Consider the following 17,581-nt stretch of genomic DNA (forward strand, 5'->3'; position numbering starts at 1 on the left):
ATGACCCCGAAGCCATCGGCCCTGGAACTCTGGCCGGCCGCGGCCTCCGCCGTCGCCGTCGAGACCGACTACCTGATCTTCGCCTTCACGGTGCTCACCCTGATGCTCACCGTGCCGGTGTTCCTGGCGATCACTTGGTTCGCGATCCGCTACCGCGACGGGCAGGAGGCCGACCGCGGCACCGGCGGCATCCGCTCGAACCTGATCGAGATCAGTTGGATGCTGATCCCGTTCCTGCTCACCCTGATCTTCTTCGTCTGGGGCGCGCGCCTGTTCGTCGAATCGAAGAATCCGCCCCCGGACGCGATGGTGATCGAGGCGGTCGGGCGGCAGTGGATGTGGAAGTTCCAGCACCCGACCGGGCAATCCGAGATCAACGACCTGCACGTGCCGATGGGCCAAGCGATCAAGATACGGATCATCAGCCAGGACGTGATCCACGCCCTCTACCTGCCGGCTCTGCGCATGCAGGTCGCCGCCCTGCCCGACCGCTACACCGAGTTGTGGTTCAAGGCCGACAAGGCGGGCACCTTCCACCTCTACTGCTCGGAATATTGCGGCACCGACCACTCGGTCATGGGCGGCGCCATCACCATCCTACGCCAGGGCGAGTACCAGGACTGGCTCACCCATTCCGGCGCCCAGCAATCGAAGGTCGCGGCAGGCCGGGCGATCTACGATGCCTACGGCTGCGGCGGCTGCCACGATGCGGGATCGCCGGTGAAGGCGCCCAAGCTCGCGGGTCTCTACGGCAGCGCGGTGAGGCTCGCCGACGGCCGCACGATCACGGCGGACGAGGACTACCTGCGCGACAAGATCCGCAACCCCGGCGGCAGCCGGCCGGCCGACGGCGGCAGGCAGGTCATGCCGAGCTTCGCCGGCGTGATCCCGGAAGACGACCTCGGCCGCCTGGTCGATTACATCAAGTCCGGCACCGGCGAGACCCGGCTGGGAGAGGCCACGCGATGAGCGCATCCGGCACCCTCGACGGCGTGGTCGCCGACCGCGAACCGCACGCGCCGGAGGCGACGCTCGATCGCCCGGCCGACTACCTCCACGCGGAATCGACCCTGCGCTCGTGGTTCCTCACCACCGACCACAAGCGCATCGCGATCCTCTACCTCGCGTCGATCACCGCGTTCTTCATCGTCGGCGCGCTGGCCGCCGGCGTGGTGCGGCTGGCCCTCGTCGTGCCGAACGGCGCCGTGATGACCAACGACACCTACAACAAGGCGTTCACCATCCACGGGGTGGTGATGGTGTGGTTCTTCCTCATCCCCTCGATCCCGGCGACCTTCGGCAACTTCCTGATCCCGCTGATGATCGGCGCGAAGGACCTCGCGTTTCCCAAGCTCAACCTGACGAGCTGGTATATCTTCATGGCCGGCGCGCTGTTCACCATGGTCTCGGTGGTGCTCGGCGGCATCGACACCGGCTGGACCTTCTACGCCCCGCTCTCGACCGCCTTCTCGAACGGCTGGGTGCTGCCGGCCTTGATCGGCGTCACGATCGTCGGCTTCTCCTCGATCCTGACGGGACTGAACTTCGTCGTCACCATCCACACCATGCGCGCGCCCGGCATGACGTGGTTCAAGCTGCCGATCTTCGTGTGGACGCACTACGCCACCAGCCTGATCTTCCTGCTCGCGACGCCGGTGATCACCACGGCGCTGATCCTGCTCATCATGGAACGCGGCTTCCACATCGGCGTGTTCGACCCGGCCTATGGCGGCGACCCGGTGCTGTTCCAGCACCTGTTCTGGTTCTACTCGCACCCGGCGGTCTACATCATGGTGCTGCCGGGCATGGGCGTGATCTCGGAGATCATCCCGGCATTCGCCCAGAAGAAGCTCTTCGGCTACCGCTTCGTCGCCTACGCCGCGATCGGGCTCGCCTCGGTGACGTTCTTCGTCTGGGGGCACCACATGTTCGTCAACGGGCAGAGCGACCTCGCCTCGCTCGTCTTCTCGGGCCTGTCGTTTGCCGTCGCGGTGCCCTCGGCGGTGAAGGTCTACAACTGGACCGCGACGATCCATAAGGGCAAGCTCCGGCTCGACACGCCGATGCTCTACGCGATGGGCTATATCGGCCTGTTCGTGCTCGGTGGGCTCACGGGCCTGTACCTCGCGACGCTGGCGATCAACCAGCACATCCACGCGACCTACTTCGTGGTGGCGCATTTCCATTACATCATGGTCGGCGGCACGGTGCTCGCCTTCCTCGGCGGGCTGCACTTCTGGTGGCCGAAATTCACCGGGCGGATGTACAGCGAGGGGTGGGGACGGACCTCGGCGGTGCTGATCTTCGTCGGCTTCAACCTCACCTTCTTCCCGCAGTTCATCCTCGGCTACCTCGGCATGCCACGGCGCTACGCGACCTATCCGCCGGAATTCCAGCTCCTGAACGTGCTCTCGTCGGCCGGCGCGACGATCCTGGCCGCGGGCTACATCTTCCCGATGGTCTACCTCGTCTATTCCCTGTGGTTCGGGAAGAGGGCAGCGGCCAACCCGTGGGACGCGAAGGGGCTCGAATGGGAGACCGCCTCGCCGCCGCCGACCCTCAACTTCACGGCAATCCCGGCGATCCCGCGCATGCCCTACGACTACCCGATCCAGGAGCAGGAGAGCCGGAGCCAGCACCGATGAGCCAACCATGATCGATGGGCTCACCGAAGGCGTCGGGGTGAGGCGCGCGCACCACTTCGAGAGCGTGGCGCAGCAACGCTACGCCGCCACGCTCGGGATCTGGGCCTGGCTCGTCACCGAACTGCTGCTGTTTGCCGCCCTGTTCCTCGTGGCGCTGATCATCCGGGTCCAGCATCCCGAGGCGACGATCGCGGCCGCGCGCCATCTCAAGTTCTGGATCGGCGCCACCAACACCGTCGTGCTGCTCGTCTCCAGCCTGACGATGTCGATGGCGATCGCGTTCTCGCGCATGGGCTGGCAGGCGGCGATGGTTCGCGCGATGCTGGCGACTGCCGCGCTCGGCATGCTGTTCCTCGTGCTGAAGGGCTACGAATACTACGCCGACTACGAAGAGCACATGATGCCGTTCCTCGCCGGCCGGCCCTACGAACTGGCCGAGAGCCCGGCCTCGCGCCTGTTCGTCAACCTCTACTACGTCGCGACCCTGGTGCACGGCCTCCACCTGATGACCGGCATCGCGCTGCTGCTCGGCCTGACCTGGATGGCGGCCAAGGACGGGTTCCTGTCGCGCCACCAGAACTGGATCGAGATCTACGGCCTGTACTGGCACTTCATCGACCTGATCTGGATCATGGCGTTCCCGATCCTCTACGTGGTCAACCGGTAGGGTGGCGATGCGCAATCCCCTCGCGGCCCTCACCGCCGACGAGCGCGCCGCGCTGAGGAAGCACCTGCGCACGCCGGTCCTAACCTTCCTCGCCCTGACGGCGCTGCTCGCGGTCAACGTGACGCTCGGCGCCACGCTGCCGTTCGCTCACGCCTGGGCGCTCGAACTCCTCGTCGCCGCCGCGATGGCGCTGGTCGTGCTCCTCGTCTCGATGGAGGTGCGCCACGAACCGCCAATGGTGAAGCTGTTCTCGGGCCTCGGGTTCTTCTGGGTGGCGATTATGGTCGGCATGACGCTGACGGATTATCTCGGACGGTGACCGATCCGCTCCCGCTTCGCTTGACGCCATGCGTCCCACCCGCGATGCGAAGCCCGTGCCCTTCCGCCTCGCCCACCTCACCGATCCGCATGTCGGCCCGCTGCCGCGGCCCCGCCTGCGTCATCTCCTCGGCAAGCGGGCGACGGGCTACGCCAACTGGCGCCGGGGACGCTCGCGCAGCCACGACATGGCGGTGCTCGGCGCGCTGGTGGCCGACCTGCGCGCGCAGGCGCCCGACCACGTCGCCTGCACCGGCGACCTCTGCAACATCGGCCTGCCGAGCGAGTGGGACACCGCCCGCATCTTCCTGGAGGCGCTCGGGCCCCCGGACGCCGTCAGCTTCGTGCCAGGCAACCACGACGCCTACGTCCGCGGCTCGCTGGAGGGGCTGCTCGCGGCCTGCGGTGCCTGGACCGCGGACGATGCCGGCCTCGGCGGGGTGTTTCCATACCTGCGCCGGCGCGGGCCGCTGGCGCTCGTCGGCCTGTCGAGCGCGATCCCGACGGTGCCGTTCGTCGCCACCGGCCGGCTCGGGCCACGCCAGATCGCGGCGGCGGAGTCGCTGTTGCGGACGCTGGCCACCGACCCGTCGCGGCCCGCCCGCGTGGTGATGATCCACCATCCGCCCCATCCCGGCGGGGCGAGCCCGGGCCGCGACCTGCGCGACGCCGCAGCCTTCACCGCGATGCTGGCGCGCGTCGGCGCCGACCTCGTCCTGCACGGGCACAACCATGTGGCGAGCGTCGCCCGCGTGCCGGGCCCCGCGGGGCGGCCGATCCCGGTGGTCGGGGGCGCCTCGGCCTCGGCGCGGCCCGGCGCGCATGGCGGCGGGCCCGGGTCGGATGCCGCCAGGCGGGCGGGCTACATCCTCTACGCGTTCGCCCAGGCGGACGGCCAACACATGGTCTCGGCGACGCAGCGCGGGATCGGAGCGGACGGGACCGTCGCCGACCTCGGCCCGCTCGCCCTGGGCTGAGGCCGAAGGCTCGGCGGGCGTGTCAGGCGCCGGCGGCGCGGAGTCCGGTGCGCTGTCGGCTCCCGATGCCGGCCTCGTAACGCTCCGCCTGCAGGCGGGTGAGGCCGGAGATCAGAGCGATCGACCCGCGATACACAGTGTAGGTGCCGTCCTGGGTGGGCTTGACGCGAATCGTCTCGGACATGGGGGGCATCCTGTGCTGATTTCGAGCGATCGTTTGCCGTCAATCCTCTTTCGCGCCGATTCCTCAAACCATTCGGCGACTGCGACGTTACCGCTTCGGACGATCCGCGCAAGGGGTGGCGGGGCCGGATACGTAAGTAATTTTGCATGCGGTCTCGTGCGCATGGGCCGGCTCCATCGCTCCGGACGATGCAACGAAAAAGCCCGGCGGCTTTCGCCGACGGGCCGGTGGCAGGGGCCATGCTTCTCGGGTTCGAGGGTGGCGTTTCCGGGGCTCGTCCCGCGGCGCGATCCAACCGCGGGGTCGGGCGCCCGCTGCCCTCCCGAAAGCCTCTATCCCTGTCGGTCGAGGCTCGGCGGATCGTCCTGGTCGCCGGCATCGGTGTGGCCGGAATGGACGTGGGCGGGGCGTGCATGCATGGCAGACCTCCTCTTCGCCGATCCGGCGTCGCCGGCCCCGCGAGAAGGGACTGCATCGCCGGGAGACGAGGCTAGACCCGCCCGGCACGCGCTGGCAAGGGGGATTCTCACGGGGTATCCGCGCGGGTGATTCCCTCGGGTCTTCGGCCGCCGGAACTTCAGCCACGCGGCGGCCGATCCCGCCTCGGGGCGAGGATCAGCACCGCTGCGCCTGCCAGCCCCGAGAGCAGCGAGCCGGCGAGCACGCCGAGCTTCACCGCGGTCTCGTGCGCCGCGTCCGCGAAGGCGAGGCCCCCGAGGAACAGGCTCATGGTGAAGCCGATCCCGCAGAGCTGCGCGACGCCGCCAAGCTGCGCCCAGCCCGCCCCGGACGGCCGGCGCGCCAGCCCCGCGCGGATCGCGAGCCACACGCTTGCGAACACGCCCAGCGGCTTGCCGAGGAACAGGCCGAGCGCGACGCCCAGCGTCACCGGGTCGACGAGCGCCGCGGGCGGGAGGCCGACGAGCCGCACGCCGGCGTTGGCGAAGCCGAAGACCGGCACGATCGCGAGCGCGACGACCGTGTTGAGCGCGTGCTCCAGCCGGTGGAGCGGCGAGGTCGCCCGCGCCTTGCCGACCCGGATCGGGATGGTCAGGGCGAGCAGCACGCCGGCGACCGTGGCGTGGATGCCCGAGCGCAGCACGAACACCCACAGGACGAGGCCGAGGAGCAGGTAGGGGGCGAGCCGCACGACGCCCGCGCGGTTCAGCCCGGCCAGCAGCGCCAGGGTGAGCGCGGCGCAGCCCAGCATCGGCAGGTCGAGGCCGCCGGTGTAGAACAGCGCGATGATCACCACCGCGCCGAGGTCGTCGACGATCGCCACCGCGCTGAGGAAGATCTTCAGCGACACCGGCACGCGGCGGCCGAGCAGCGCCAGCACGCCGAGGGCGAAGGCGATGTCGGTGGCCGCCGGGATCGCCCAGCCCCGCGCCGTCCCCGCACCCGCGTTGAGGGCGAGGTAGACGAGCGCCGGCACCAACATGCCGCCGAGCGCGGCGATGCCCGGCAGCGCCCGGTCGGCCCACGTGCGCAGGCGCCCGTCGAGCGCCTCCCGCTTGATCTCCAGCCCGACCAGCAGGAAGAACACCGCCATCAGGCCGTCGTTGATCCAGTGCCGGACGCTCAGCGGCCCGAGTTTGGCGTGGAGGGCCTCCGCGTAGAATCGGCCAAGCCCGGTATTGGCCACGGCCAGCGCGGCCGCCGCCGCCGCCATCAGCACGATCCCGCCCGCCGCCTCGCTGGCGAGCAGGCCGCGGATGGCGGAGATCGGGCGCGGGCTTGCCATGCCGCACGGGGTGCCCGGCTTCCGGCCGCGGTTCAACCCCGGACAGGCCGCCCGGGGCGCGATCGAGAAAACCGTCGGACGGGCGCCGCGTCAGGGACCCATCCGGCGCCGGTGCCGTTATGCCGGACGCGACGGAAGGACCATGATGCCCTCGGACACGACCGGCCAGACGGCGCACCCGGCTCTCGACCACAAGGCGGTCGGCGCGGTGGTGCTCGGCAACGCCCTCGAGTTCTACGACTTCACGCTCTACGCCTTCTTCGCCGTGCCGATCGGCGCGGCGTTCTTCCCGGCCGACAACGCCACCGACAGCCTGCTCGCCTCGCTGGCGCTCTTCGGGATTGGCTACGTCATGCGCCCGATCGGCGGCATCGTCATCGGCGCCTTCGCCGACCGAGCGGGCCGCAAGCCGGCGATGCTCATCACCATCGCGCTGATGGCGGTCGGCATGCTGATGCTGGCGCTGGCGCCGTCCTATGCAACGCTGGGGGGCTGGGCGCAGGTCATCGTCATCGCGGGCCGCCTGATCCAGGGGCTGGCGCTCGGCGGCGAGGTCGGGCCGTCCACGGCCTACCTGCTGGAGGCCGCCCCGCCCGACCGCCGCGGCTTCGTCGCGAGTTGGCAGATCGCGAGCCAGGGCTGCGCCGCGTTGTTTGCCGGCGTGATCGCCTCCGCGCTCACCCTCGTCCTCGGCGAGGCGGCGATGGCGGACTGGGGCTGGCGGGTGATGTTCCTGCTCGGCATCGGCGTCGTGCCGGTCGGCCTCGTCATTCGCAGCCACCTGCCGGAGACCGCGGGCGAGGCGGAGGACCCGGCGGCCGCGCCCTCGACCGGCGCGGTGGTCGTGCGCCTCGTGCGCGACCACGGGCGCCTGCTGCTGCTCACCTTCCTCGTCATCGCCGCCTCGACGGTCTCGAACGCGATCGGCACCAACATGCCGGTCTACGCGAAGGCGACGCTGGGGCTCACCGAGACGGTCTCGACCGCGGTGCCGATCGCGCTCGGCCTCGCCTCGGTGGTGTTCCCGCTCGCCGGCGGCTGGCTCGCCGACCGCGTCGGCCGGCGCCCGGTGCTGATCTGGCCGCGCGCGGCGATCGTCTTGCTCGCGCTGCCCGCCTTCTGGTGGCTGGCGCAGGCGCCGACCGCGCTCTCGGTCTACGCCGTGACCTTCCTGCTGTCGGCGTTGTCCTCGATCAACGCGGCGGCGATCATCGTCGCGATCCCGGAGTCACTCCCGCGCAACGTGCGCAGCGCCGGCCTGTCGATCGTCTACGCCTTCTCGGTCTCGATCTTCGGCGGCAGCACGAACTACGTCGTCAACAAGCTGATCGCGCTCTCGGGCGACAGGCTGGCGCCTGCCTACTACCTCGTCGCCTTCAGCGCGGTCGGGACGCTCGCCGCCCTGATGATGCCGGAGACCCGCGGGCGCGACCTCGACGCCGATTCCGAGGCGTGAGGGCGCAAGGTGCTCTCGTCCCGGACGACGAGCGCGTGCGCCGGGATCAGATGGCTGGCGCGCATCGTGTCCGAGTATTCGATGTGCTCGGCAGCACAGATGCACGCGCTGAACTGTCTTACCTCATGACGATCAGCAACACGCACTTCCGGATCGTGATCGCCATGTCCCACCGATACGCATTGTCGTTCGCCCTGATCGCCACCGCGGTGACGCAGCCATCCATTGCCGAGGAGCGAAAGATCGAGAGCGTCAAAGAATACGAACGCAAGGTAACGGACAATTGGACGGTTCAGGGTATTTCTTATCCGAATCGTGAGCGCAATGACGTATGCCTTGCCTGGAAGTATTGGAAGGATGGTTCCAGGATCGAGCTGGTCAAGGACCTCAAAAGCAGCGAATTTTACATCTGGCACCAGACCATGGGCTGGAATCGGATCAATGACGAGAAAATGAAGACGTACTCGCTGCGAATAAATTTCTACGATCAACAAGGAGGTGTGGTCGACGGAGGGGCGATCGAATACAAACTGATCAACAAGAATACGATCGTAATTCCTCAAATTGATGAAAAGCGATTTCTGAAATCGTTCGTGAACTCGAATCGCATGCTCATGATTCCCGAAGGCAATGTCAGCAACACGCAGGCTTATTTTGACGAGAAGGCGAACGACATCGCGACCGTCCTGGCCGATTGCGTGCAAGCCTACGGCAAGACGAAGAAGCCTGCGACGGCGAGCGGTCGCGTTCTCATCGAGCCGCCGAGCCTCGACCCGTCGACGAAGGTCAACACCCGCGACTCGCTGTAACGACGCGCGGGCGGCTGTCCGACGGTCGATCGTCAGGCAAAGGCGTTACGGCGGCCGGTGGCGTCCCCTCCGACGTGGTCGGGGACGGCTCCTAAGATGGCGCAGCCAACGCGGCCCGGATCAGCCTCAATCCGTCCGGGCCCGACCACGCGGCCGGGCCCTTCATCACGCCGATCGTGCAGCCGGCGGAGTCGATCAGCAGCGTCGTCGGCAGGCCGGGCGAGCCGGTGTCGCGCTGCACCGCCGGGAGCACGCGCCCGCCGGGATCGGCGTAGTAGGCGAGCCGCGTGACCCCGTTCTCGGCCATCCAGACCGGCGGCCGGTCGATGCTGCGCGTGTCGAGGTTGATCGCGACGACGGAAAAGTCACGGCCCCCGAGCGCGCCTTCGAGCCGGTCGAGGGCCGGCATCTCGGCCTTGCACGGCGCGCACCACGTCGCCCAGAGGTTCAGGAGCACGAGGCGCCCGCGGAAGTCGGAAAGCCGCACGTCCGCCCCGCCCGGCCCCTTGAACGCGATCTCCGGCGCAGGCCGCGGCTTTTCCGCGGCCTGCATCGCCGCGACGTCGCCGCGGGCGGCGGCGTCGATCCGGGCGAGCGCCGGGGCGGAGCCGGCGCAGGGGTCCGCCCCGTTGCCGCTACCCGTGCCGGTCCCGTATAGGCCAAGCCCTGATGGGCCAAACCCTGATGGGCCAAACCCGTATAGGCCAAGCCCTGCGGCCAGCGCGGCGGCGAGGCCGGCGCCGATGGCCGCCCCCACGAGGCGCCCGGGCATCATCGTTGCGTGGCCTGTGCGAGCGGAAGGATCGGTGTGGACATGAGCAACCGGATGTGGGGCGGGCGCTTCGCGAGCGGCCCCGCCGAGATCATGGAGGAGATCAACGCCTCCATCGGGTTCGACAAGCGCCTCGCGCCCCAGGACATCCGCGGCTCGCTGGCGCACGTGGCGATGCTTGGGGCGAGGGGCATCCTGCCGGCCCCCGATGTGGCGGCGATCGAGGCCGGGCTCAAGGCCGTGCGGGACGAGATCGCGTCCGGCGCCTTCGTGTTCAGGCGCGAGCTCGAAGACATCCACATGGCCGTGGAGAATCGGCTCACCGAGATCGTCGGGCCGGCGGCGGGCCGCCTCCACACTGCGCGCTCGCGCAACGACCAGGTCGCCACCGACATGAAGTTGTGGGTGCGCGACACCCTCGATTCGCTGGACGCCCAGGCGGCCGACCTGCAGCGGGCGCTGGCCGAGACGGCGCTGGCGCACGCCGGCACGGTGATGCCGGGCTTCACCCACCTGCAATCGGCCCAGCCCGTCACCTTCGGGCACCATTGCCTCGCCTATGTTGAGATGCTGGCGCGCGACCGCGGCCGGTTCCGCGACGCGCGCGCGCGCCTCAACGAGTGCCCGCTCGGCGCCGCCGCGCTCGCCGGCACCTCCTTCCCGATCGACCGGCACGCCACGGCCGCCGCGCTCGGCTTCGACCGGCCGACCGCGAACTCGCTCGATTCGGTGGCCGACCGCGACTTCGCGCTGGAATCGCTCGCCGCCGCCTCGATCTGCGCGATCCACCTCTCGCGCTTTGCAGAGGAGCTGGTGGTCTGGACATCCGCCCAGTTCAACTTCGTAAAACTGTCGGACGGCTACACCACCGGCTCGTCGATCATGCCGCAGAAGCGCAACCCCGACGCGGCGGAGCTGGTGCGGGCCAAATCCGGCCGGATCGTCGGCGCGCTGATGGGCCTGCTGATGGTGATGAAGGGCCTGCCGCTGGCCTATTCCAAGGACATGCAGGAGGACAAGGAGGGCACCTTCGACGCGCTCCAGGCGCTCTCCCTGTGCATCGCCGCGATGACCGGCATGGTCCGCGACCTCGAACCCGTGCCAATGGTGCTCGCGAAGGCCGCGGGCTCGGGATACGCGACCGCCACGGACCTGGCCGACTGGCTCGTGCGCGAACTCGGGCTTCCCTTCCGGCAGGCCCACCACGTCACCGGCCGCCTCGTCGGCTTGGCTGCGGCCAAGGGGGTCGGGCTGGAGGACTTGCCGCTCGCCGAGATGCGGGAGACCGAGCCGCGGATCACGGACGCGGTCTACGCGGTGCTCGGCGTCGAGAATTCGGTGGCGAGCCGGGTCAGCTTCGGCGGCACGGCACCCGACAACGTGCGGGCGCAGGCGCAGGGCTGGATCGCGCGCCTCGGCACGCCCCTTGCCTAAAATGCCCCTTGCCTGAAAATGGTGCAGAGCAACCGAACGGCACCGTGGCGCGTTCAGGGTGCAGCGAGGTAAGCGTTGCTATAACCCCCGGCGCGAGCGCATCGGAGACCGCAGCATGCCCATCGACAGCCGGACCCTGCCCGAGGAGACGTCGGCGCTCGCCGCCACCGCGGCCGCGATGATCGATGCGGCGCTCTCCGGGTCCGGGCTCTCCCGCGACGCCTACTGGGCCGCGGTGCGCAAGGGTTACAACACCCCCTACAACGACCCGCCGCGCACCCGTCCGGCCCCGGCATCCGCCTCGGCACCCCTGACGATCGTGCTCGCCGAGCCCGAGGCGACGCCGCCCCTACCGGTCGCCGCGATGGTGCCGCAAGCTCTCGCCGAGTTCCACGCTGTCTGACCGGGCGGCCGGCGAGCGGTTCCGCTCCCGCGTCTCGCCCCGCGTTTTTTCCAGCGCCTTGCCGAACCGACGCCCAAGCTTCATGACTTTCCGGGCCGGACGCCGCGCGTCCTGCCAAGCTCTCGCCACGCGTCCGGCGCATACGCGGCCGATCGCACGCTGAAGCCTTCGGGAAGTGACGATGCGCCGTCTCCTCTGCCTGCTCCCGGTCGGAGCCCTCGCCCTCGTCGGCCCGGTCGCCGTCGCGGGCGCCGGCCTCGGGCTCTCCGCCGCCGCCGCCCTCGCCCAGGACGCCGAGGCGGCGCCCGCGGCTCCGGGCCGCCGCCGCCGCGCGCCGCGCGAGCGGACCAAGCAGGCGGTCACGCCGCCCGGCATGCAGCAGGCGACGCCGGTGGCGATCTTCGGCGACTGGAACGTGTTCTCGAGCGGCCAGGGCAAGACCCGCCTGTGCTACGCCATCGCGCAGCCGCAGACGCGCAGCCCGAGTTCGCTCAAGCGCGACACTGCCTACCTGTTCGTCACCGTGCGCAGGGGCGAGAACGTCCAGAACGAGGTGGCGGTGATGCTGGGCTTCCCCTCGAAGCCGGCGGCGGCGCAGGCCAAGCCCGGTGCGCCGGCCGCCCCCACCGACCCGACCCTGGTGCTCGGTACGGTCCGCTACGGCCTCGTCGTCAAGGACGGCAACGCCTGGCTCCAGAACCCGGCCGAGGAGGCCCGCGTCGTCACCGAGATGGGCGGGCGCGTGCCCAAGCTCGTGGTCAAGACAACGTCGCTGCGCGGCAATCCCACCAGCGACGAGTACGCGCTCGCCGGCTTCGGGGAGGCGATGAAGCGCACCCGCGAGGAGTGCAGGTAGGCGGGTTCGTGCAAGTTGGTACCGGCGCCGGGCACCGGTCCGGGCGGGAGACGTACCCCCGCCCGAAACCCGGACGGGTCTCACACCACCCGCAACCGACGCCCTCCGTTCCGCCCCGTCACCGGCTGCGTGAGCGCCCGGAAGCGGTCGCGGGCGGCGCGTGCCGCCTGCTCGGTGCTGCGGAAGACGGTGCCGTCGAGGCCGTCGAAGGCGCGGTCCGACGAGAAGAAGCGCACGCCGCCGTGCTCCGGCACGGCGATGCCGGCGGCGATCTCGCCGATCTCGATGATCCGCGTCGGCGGCGGCTCCGCGTGGAGCCGGTTGCGGGCGCGCTCCGTCAGGTGATCGACGAAGGGATCGTGGTGCGGCCCGGCGGCGCGCGCGGTCGGATGAAGCTGAGGCATGGCAAGACGCTCCCGTGGCCGGAATCCCGTCCGGCCGTGCATGGCGGTTGAGTCGGTCTGGGCGCGTGCGTCAGCCTCGACAGCGACCGCGGAGCTTCGCGAGCGTCGGGAGGCGATGGGGCCGGGTCATGACAAGTCCTCCTGACGATGAAGGACCGCGGGGCGGCAGGGTCCCGCAGTGCTTTAGCGTTTGATGACGCGGCGCAAGCGATGGTCTTCAAATCACCGCGGCCGGCGATGCTGTCCATCGCCCGACCCGGTCAGGATGCGATTCCGGCGCCGCGGCGTCAACGGAATGCGGTTTCGTTTTTCGGTGGCTTTCGGGCAGGACGATTGCGCCGCGGCCCGAAAAGACAGGCGGATCTCGCCTCAGCCCCCTGCGAGCATCGCGGCGAGGTCGCGGTGGTCGCGGAACACCCGCGCGGCGCCGGCCGCGAGCAGGTCCGCGCCGGCGCGGTCGTGGCGCCAATGGCCGCCGCCGGTGAAGCCGAGGACGCGCATGCCGGCCGCAGCCGCAGCCGTGACGCCCGGCACGCTGTCCTCGATCACCACGCACGCGCCGGGCGGAAATCCCATCCGCGCGGCGGCGTGCAGGAACAGGTCGGGGAACGGCTTTCCGCGGGCGACCGCGGCGGACGAGAAGATCCGGCCCGCAAACAGCGGCAGCAGCCCGGTGAGGCCGAGCGAATGGCGGAGCCGCACCGGGTCGCTGCTCGACGCGACGCAGGTCGCCACGCGCAGCGCGGCCACCGCCGCGGCGATGCCGGGCATGGCGCGCAGCTCGGCGTCGAACACCCGCAGCGTCTCGGCCTTCACCGCCTCGACGAAGCCCGCGGGCGCAGCGATCCCGTAGTCGCGCGCAACATGGCCCATGATCGAGGCCATGGACGTGCCGGCGAAGCGCGCCCGCACCGTCTCCACGTCGATCGCCACGCCGATCCGGTTGAGCCCGGCGGTGAGGCAGGCGAGGCTGAGCGGCTCGCTGTCGATCAGCACGCCGTCGCAATCGAAGATCACCAGATCCGGCCGCGCCGCTCGGTCGGGCCGCGGCGCTCGGTCGGGCCGCGCCGCGCGCGCTTCGTCGCTGGTGTTCAACGGGGTCGCGTCCTGCCGCCGGGGCCGATCCTGTGGCACGGGGCGGCCGGGGGCGGCAACCGCTTGCGCGGTGGGGACGAGGCTCGTACGCCACCCGGACCGGCCCCGAGCGCGCTCCCGAGACCCGCGATGTTCCGTTTCCTGTGCCGCTTCCTCGGCTTCGTGCTGCTCGCCGGCGGCTTCGTGGCGCTGGTCTACGATGGCGCCCGCTCGGTCGCCAACAACGGCTTGCGGATCACGGCGCTGAGCGAGTTGCTATTCACGTTGTTCAAGGACAGGGCGAGCGCGCTGCAGGGCGCGATCGAGGGCATCGCGCCGTGGCTGTGGAACTTAGCCGTGCTGCCGCTGACGCTCGCGCCGGCCTCGGCTCTCGGCCTCGGCCTCGGCACGGCCCTGCTCTGGCTCGGCCAGCCGGCCCGCGAGCCGATCGGCTTCCTGACGCGCTCGTGAGGGCGAGGCCGGCCGCTTCATGAACGCGCCCGCGCACCCCATATGAGGGCGTCACGAAGAACCGATCTGCGAAGGACGCCCGATGTTCCCGTTCCGCAAGCGCGCCGAGATGCCCGAGGCCGCCGACGCCCTCCCCGGCCGGCCGACCCCGCTGCCGACCGCCGAGACCCACTTCGTCAACGGCCGCCCGCTGAAAGGCCCCTATCCCGAGGGCACCGAGACGATCGTACTCGGCTTCGGCTGCTTCTGGGGCGCCGAGCGCAAGTTCTGGCAATTGCCCGACGGCGTGTTCGTCACGGCGGTGGGCTACGCCGGCGGCCACACCCCGAACCCGACCTACGAGGAGGTCTGCTCGGGCCGCACCGGCCACAACGAGGTGGTGCTCGTGGCCTTCGATCCCAAAATCCTCCCGCTGGACGCGGTGCTGAGGACCTTCTTCGAGAGCCACGACCCGACGCAGGGCTTCCGCCAGGGCAACGACGTCGGCACGCAGTACCGCTCCGGCATCTATCTCACCGATCCCAGGCAGGAGGCCACTGCAAAGGCGGTGCGCGCGGCCTATGCCGGCGCGCTGAAGGCGAAGGGCTTTCCGGACATCACCACGGAGATCGTGACAGGCCAGACCTTCTACTTCGCGGAAGGCTACCACCAGCAGTACCTCGCCAAGAACCCAGCGGGCTATTGCGGCCTCGGCGGCACCGGCGTGTCCTGCCCGATCGGCACGGGCGTGGCGGCCTGATCCGCGGGCTTTCCCGGCAACGGGCGTCGGCGATCGGCCGTCGGGCAGGCCTGGACGCGCGCCGCCGCTCGTGCGGTCTGCGCCGTCCCTCCCCCTTCGCAGGCTACCGGATTCACACAGCGCGCAAGTCGGCCACTGCGCCCTCCCTCCCCCCGCTGCGGGGGAGGGTGGCCCTCGCGTGAGCGAGGGGCGGGAGAGGGGAGCGAGGCTTCCGGCTCCGTCGCTCCCCTCTCCCGCAGAGGGGAGGGGGAAGGACGCGTCGCGGTATCAGGACAGCCGCTCAACGGCGATCGCCGTCGCCTCGCCGCCGCCGATGCACAAAGCCGCGATGCCCCGGCGGCCACCGGTGCGGGCGAGCGCCGCGAGCAGCGTCACCACGATCCGCGCCCCCGAGGCGCCGATCGGGTGGCCGAGCGCGCAGGCGCCGCCGTGGACGTTGACGCGTTCGTGCGGCAGGCCGAGGTCGCGCATCGCCGCCATGGCGACCACCGCGAAAGCCTCGTTGATCTCGTAGAGGTCGACCTCGCCCGCGCGCCAGCCGACCTTGTCGAGAAGCTTGGCGATAGCCCCGACCGGCGCGGTCGAGAACCAGGCCGGCGCGGCGGCGTGGCTGGCATGTCCGCAGATCACTCCGAGGGGCACGGCGCCGCGCTCGGCCCGCGAGCGGCGCATCAGCACCAGCGCCGCCGCGCCGTCGGAGATCGAGGAGGCGTTGGCCGCCGTCACCGTGCCGTCGGGGCGGAAGGCGGGCTTCAGGGTCGGGACCTTGTCGGGCCGGGCCCTGCGCGGGCCCTCGTCGCGGCGGACGTCCCCCACCGGCACGATCTCCCCGGCGAAGGCGCCCGCCTCCGTCGCCCGCTTCGCGCGGTCGAGCGATTCCAGGGCGTAGGCATCCTGGGCCTCGCGCGAAAAACGGTAGTGCTGCGCGGTGTCGTCCGCAAAACTCCCCATCAGGCGGCCGCGGTCGTAGGCGTCCTCCAGGCCGTCGAGGAACATGTGGTCGAGCAGGCGCCCGTGGCCGAGGCGCTGGCCGGCGCGCGCCTTGTCGAGGAGGTAGGGGGCGTTCGACATCGATTCCATGCCGCCCGCGACGACGACCTCCGCCGAGCCGGCGGCGATCATGTCGTGCCCGAGCATGATCGCCTTCATCCCCGAGCCGCAGACCTTGTTGAGGGTCGCGCACGGGGTCGCCTCGGAGAGGCCGGCGCCGAGCGCCGCCTGCCGGGCGGGCGCCTGGCCGAGGCCCGCGGGCAGCACGCAGCCCATCACCACCTCGGACACCGCATCGCCCGGCAGCCCCGCCCGCTCCACCGCGGCGCGGATCGCCACGGACCCGAGTTGCGGCGCGGAGAAGCCGCTCAGCTCGCCCTGGAACGCACCCATCGGCGTGCGCGCCGCGCCCGCGACGACGATCGGATCGGACATCGCGCTCTCCCGTTGACGCCGCGGCTCAGGCGGCCAGCCCCCCGGCCTCCAGGAACTGCTCCAGCCAGTGGATGTCGTAGAGGCCGTTCTGCACGTCGGCGTTGCGCACCAGCGTGCGGAACAGCGGCAGCGTGGTGTCGACCCCGTCGATGACGAACTCGTCGAGCGCCCGGCGCAGGCGCATCAGGCACTCGTTGCGGGTGCGGCCGTGGACGATGAGCTTGCCGATCAGCGAATCGTAGTGCGGCGGCACCCGGTAACCCTGGAAGGCGGCGGAATCGACGCGGACGCCCAAGCCCCCCGGCGGGTGGTAGTAGGTGATCAGGCCGGGCGAGGGCCGGAAGGTCGCCGGGTGCTCGGCGTTGATCCGGCACTCGATGGCGTGGCCCTCGACCCGGATGTCGCCCTGCGCCACCGAGAGCGCGCCGCCGGCCGCCACCCGGATCTGCTCGATCACCAGGTCGATGCCGGTGATCATCTCGGTGACGGGGTGCTCCACCTGGATGCGCGTGTTCATCTCGATGAAGTAGAACCGCCCGTCCTCGTACAGGAACTCGACGGTGCCGGCGCCGAGATAGCCGAGGCTGCGCATCGCGTCGGCGCAGATGCCGCCGATCTCGGCCCGCATCGCATCGTTGAGCGCCGGCGAGCCGCCCTCCTCCCAGACCTTCTGGTGGCGGCGCTGGAGCGAGCAGTCGCGCTCGGCCAGGTGCACCGCGTTGCCCCGCCCGTCGCCGAGCACCTGGACCTCGATGTGGCGCGGCTTCTCCAGGTACTTCTCCAGGTAGACCGCGTCATCGCCGAAGGCGGCCCTGGCCTCGGAGCGGGCCATGCCCAGCGCCTGTTCCAGTTCGCCTTCCGAGCGCGCGACCTTCATGCCGCGCCCGCCCCCGCCCGCGGCGGCCTTGACCAGCACCGGGTAGCCGATCCCGGCGGCGACGCGCCTGGCCTCGTCCGCGTCCTCGATCCCGCCCTCCGAGCCCGGCACGCAGGGGATGCCGAGGCGCTTGGCCGTGCGCTTGGCCTCGATCTTGTCGCCCATGATGCGGATGTGCTCGGCCTTGGGGCCGATGAAGCCGATCGCGTGGTGGGCCAGCACCTCGGCAAACCGCGCGTTCTCCGAGAGGAAGCCGTAGCCGGGATGGACCGCGTCGGCGCCGGTGATCTCGCAGGCGGCGATGATCGAGGGGATGTTGAGGTAGC

19 protein-coding genes are annotated in these 17,581 nt (G+C 70.5%); 12 read left to right on the forward strand and 7 right to left on the reverse strand.

Translation table 11 applies throughout. The features are described 5' to 3' along the window. From coxB to ACFE86_RS07385, 5 genes are read left to right on the forward strand one after another with little or no spacing between them, the layout of a single operon-like run. Complete coding sequence (coxB, locus tag ACFE86_RS07365; protein ID WP_375454678.1) at window positions 1–969, forward strand: cytochrome c oxidase subunit II; 969 nt, start codon at window positions 1–3, stop codon at window positions 967–969. Further along, a complete protein-coding gene (locus tag ACFE86_RS07370) occupies window positions 966–2,645 on the forward strand; it encodes a cbb3-type cytochrome c oxidase subunit I (RefSeq protein WP_375454679.1) in 1,680 nt (559 codons plus the stop codon). The genes coxB and ACFE86_RS07370 overlap by 4 nt, the downstream gene beginning before the upstream one ends. A gap of 7 nt (window positions 2,646–2,652) precedes the next feature. Continuing rightward, complete coding sequence (locus ACFE86_RS07375) at window positions 2,653–3,312, forward strand: cytochrome c oxidase subunit 3 (RefSeq protein ID WP_375454680.1); 660 nt, start codon at window positions 2,653–2,655, stop codon at window positions 3,310–3,312. Between the two features lie 7 nt (window positions 3,313–3,319). After that, on the forward strand, window positions 3,320–3,631 hold the full coding sequence (locus ACFE86_RS07380; RefSeq protein WP_375454681.1) for an oxidase: 312 nt from the start codon (window positions 3,320–3,322) through the stop codon (window positions 3,629–3,631). A gap of 28 nt (window positions 3,632–3,659) precedes the next feature. Then, a complete protein-coding gene (locus ACFE86_RS07385; protein WP_375454682.1) occupies window positions 3,660–4,607 on the forward strand; it encodes a metallophosphoesterase family protein in 948 nt (315 codons plus the stop codon). A gap of 22 nt (window positions 4,608–4,629) precedes the next feature. Here the strand turns inward: ACFE86_RS07385 and ACFE86_RS07390 are convergent, their stop codons facing one another. Beyond that, window positions 4,630–4,791 carry a hypothetical protein gene (locus tag ACFE86_RS07390; protein ID WP_375454683.1) on the reverse strand — a complete coding sequence of 54 codons (162 nt, stop codon included), beginning with the start codon at window positions 4,789–4,791 and terminating at the stop codon, window positions 4,630–4,632. Window positions 4,792–5,368: 577 nt separating this feature from the next. Next, entirely contained in the window at window positions 5,369–6,535 is a 1,167-nt protein-coding gene (gene nhaA / locus ACFE86_RS07395) for a Na+/H+ antiporter NhaA (RefSeq protein ID WP_375454684.1), read from the reverse strand. 145 nt (window positions 6,536–6,680) lie between these two features. Between nhaA and ACFE86_RS07400 the strand changes: the two genes are divergently transcribed. Beyond that, on the forward strand, window positions 6,681–7,991 hold the full coding sequence (locus tag ACFE86_RS07400; RefSeq protein ID WP_375454685.1) for an MFS transporter: 1,311 nt from the start codon (window positions 6,681–6,683) through the stop codon (window positions 7,989–7,991). A gap of 35 nt (window positions 7,992–8,026) precedes the next feature. Further along, entirely contained in the window at window positions 8,027–8,800 is a 774-nt protein-coding gene (locus tag ACFE86_RS07405) for a hypothetical protein (RefSeq protein WP_375454686.1), read from the forward strand. 91 nt (window positions 8,801–8,891) lie between these two features. Here ACFE86_RS07405 and ACFE86_RS07410 read toward each other — a convergent pair whose 3' ends face one another. Then, the gene (locus tag ACFE86_RS07410) at window positions 8,892–9,572 is read right to left on the reverse strand and encodes a TlpA family protein disulfide reductase (protein WP_375454696.1); all 681 of its coding nucleotides are present in this window, start codon (window positions 9,570–9,572) and stop codon (window positions 8,892–8,894) included. A gap of 42 nt (window positions 9,573–9,614) precedes the next feature. On the opposite strand from ACFE86_RS07410, the gene argH reads away from it, so the two are divergent. The 3 genes from argH (at window position 9,615) to ACFE86_RS07425 (ending at window position 12,265) form a co-directional block, all read left to right on the forward strand. Then, a complete protein-coding gene (argH, locus tag ACFE86_RS07415) occupies window positions 9,615–11,006 on the forward strand; it encodes an argininosuccinate lyase (RefSeq protein ID WP_375454687.1) in 1,392 nt (463 codons plus the stop codon). A gap of 115 nt (window positions 11,007–11,121) precedes the next feature. Then, window positions 11,122–11,409 (forward strand): hypothetical protein, encoded by a 288-nt coding sequence (locus tag ACFE86_RS07420; protein ID WP_375454688.1) that lies wholly within the window; start codon window positions 11,122–11,124, stop codon window positions 11,407–11,409. Between the two features lie 181 nt (window positions 11,410–11,590). Continuing rightward, window positions 11,591–12,265: an invasion associated locus b family protein gene (locus tag ACFE86_RS07425; RefSeq protein ID WP_375454689.1), complete on the forward strand. Its 675-nt coding sequence runs from the start codon at window positions 11,591–11,593 to the stop codon at window positions 12,263–12,265. 80 nt (window positions 12,266–12,345) lie between these two features. Here ACFE86_RS07425 and ACFE86_RS07430 read toward each other — a convergent pair whose 3' ends face one another. Beyond that, a complete protein-coding gene (locus ACFE86_RS07430; protein WP_375454690.1) occupies window positions 12,346–12,669 on the reverse strand; it encodes a hypothetical protein in 324 nt (107 codons plus the stop codon). Between the two features lie 369 nt (window positions 12,670–13,038). After that, window positions 13,039–13,686, reverse strand: coding sequence for an HAD family hydrolase (locus ACFE86_RS07435; RefSeq protein ID WP_375454697.1), 648 nt, complete (start codon window positions 13,684–13,686; stop codon window positions 13,039–13,041). A gap of 207 nt (window positions 13,687–13,893) precedes the next feature. On the opposite strand from ACFE86_RS07435, the gene ACFE86_RS07440 reads away from it, so the two are divergent. Beyond that, window positions 13,894–14,214: a PetM family of cytochrome b6f complex subunit 7 gene (locus ACFE86_RS07440; RefSeq protein WP_375454691.1), complete on the forward strand. Its 321-nt coding sequence runs from the start codon at window positions 13,894–13,896 to the stop codon at window positions 14,212–14,214. Window positions 14,215–14,296: 82 nt separating this feature from the next. Beyond that, the gene (gene msrA, locus ACFE86_RS07445) at window positions 14,297–14,953 is read left to right on the forward strand and encodes a peptide-methionine (S)-S-oxide reductase MsrA (RefSeq protein WP_375454692.1); all 657 of its coding nucleotides are present in this window, start codon (window positions 14,297–14,299) and stop codon (window positions 14,951–14,953) included. A gap of 267 nt (window positions 14,954–15,220) precedes the next feature. Here the strand turns inward: msrA and ACFE86_RS07450 are convergent, their stop codons facing one another. Together ACFE86_RS07450 and ACFE86_RS07455 are read right to left on the reverse strand one after the other, a co-directional pair. Further along, on the reverse strand, window positions 15,221–16,378 hold the full coding sequence (locus ACFE86_RS07450; RefSeq protein ID WP_375454693.1) for an acetyl-CoA C-acyltransferase: 1,158 nt from the start codon (window positions 16,376–16,378) through the stop codon (window positions 15,221–15,223). 25 nt (window positions 16,379–16,403) lie between these two features. Continuing rightward, window positions 16,404–17,581: acetyl-CoA carboxylase biotin carboxylase subunit (locus tag ACFE86_RS07455; RefSeq protein ID WP_375454694.1), on the reverse strand; the 1,178-nt coding region annotated here is incomplete at its 5' end.

It is taken from the genome of uncultured Methylobacterium sp. (genome assembly GCF_964244095.1).
Taxonomy (GTDB): domain Bacteria; phylum Pseudomonadota; class Alphaproteobacteria; order Rhizobiales; family Beijerinckiaceae; genus Methylobacterium.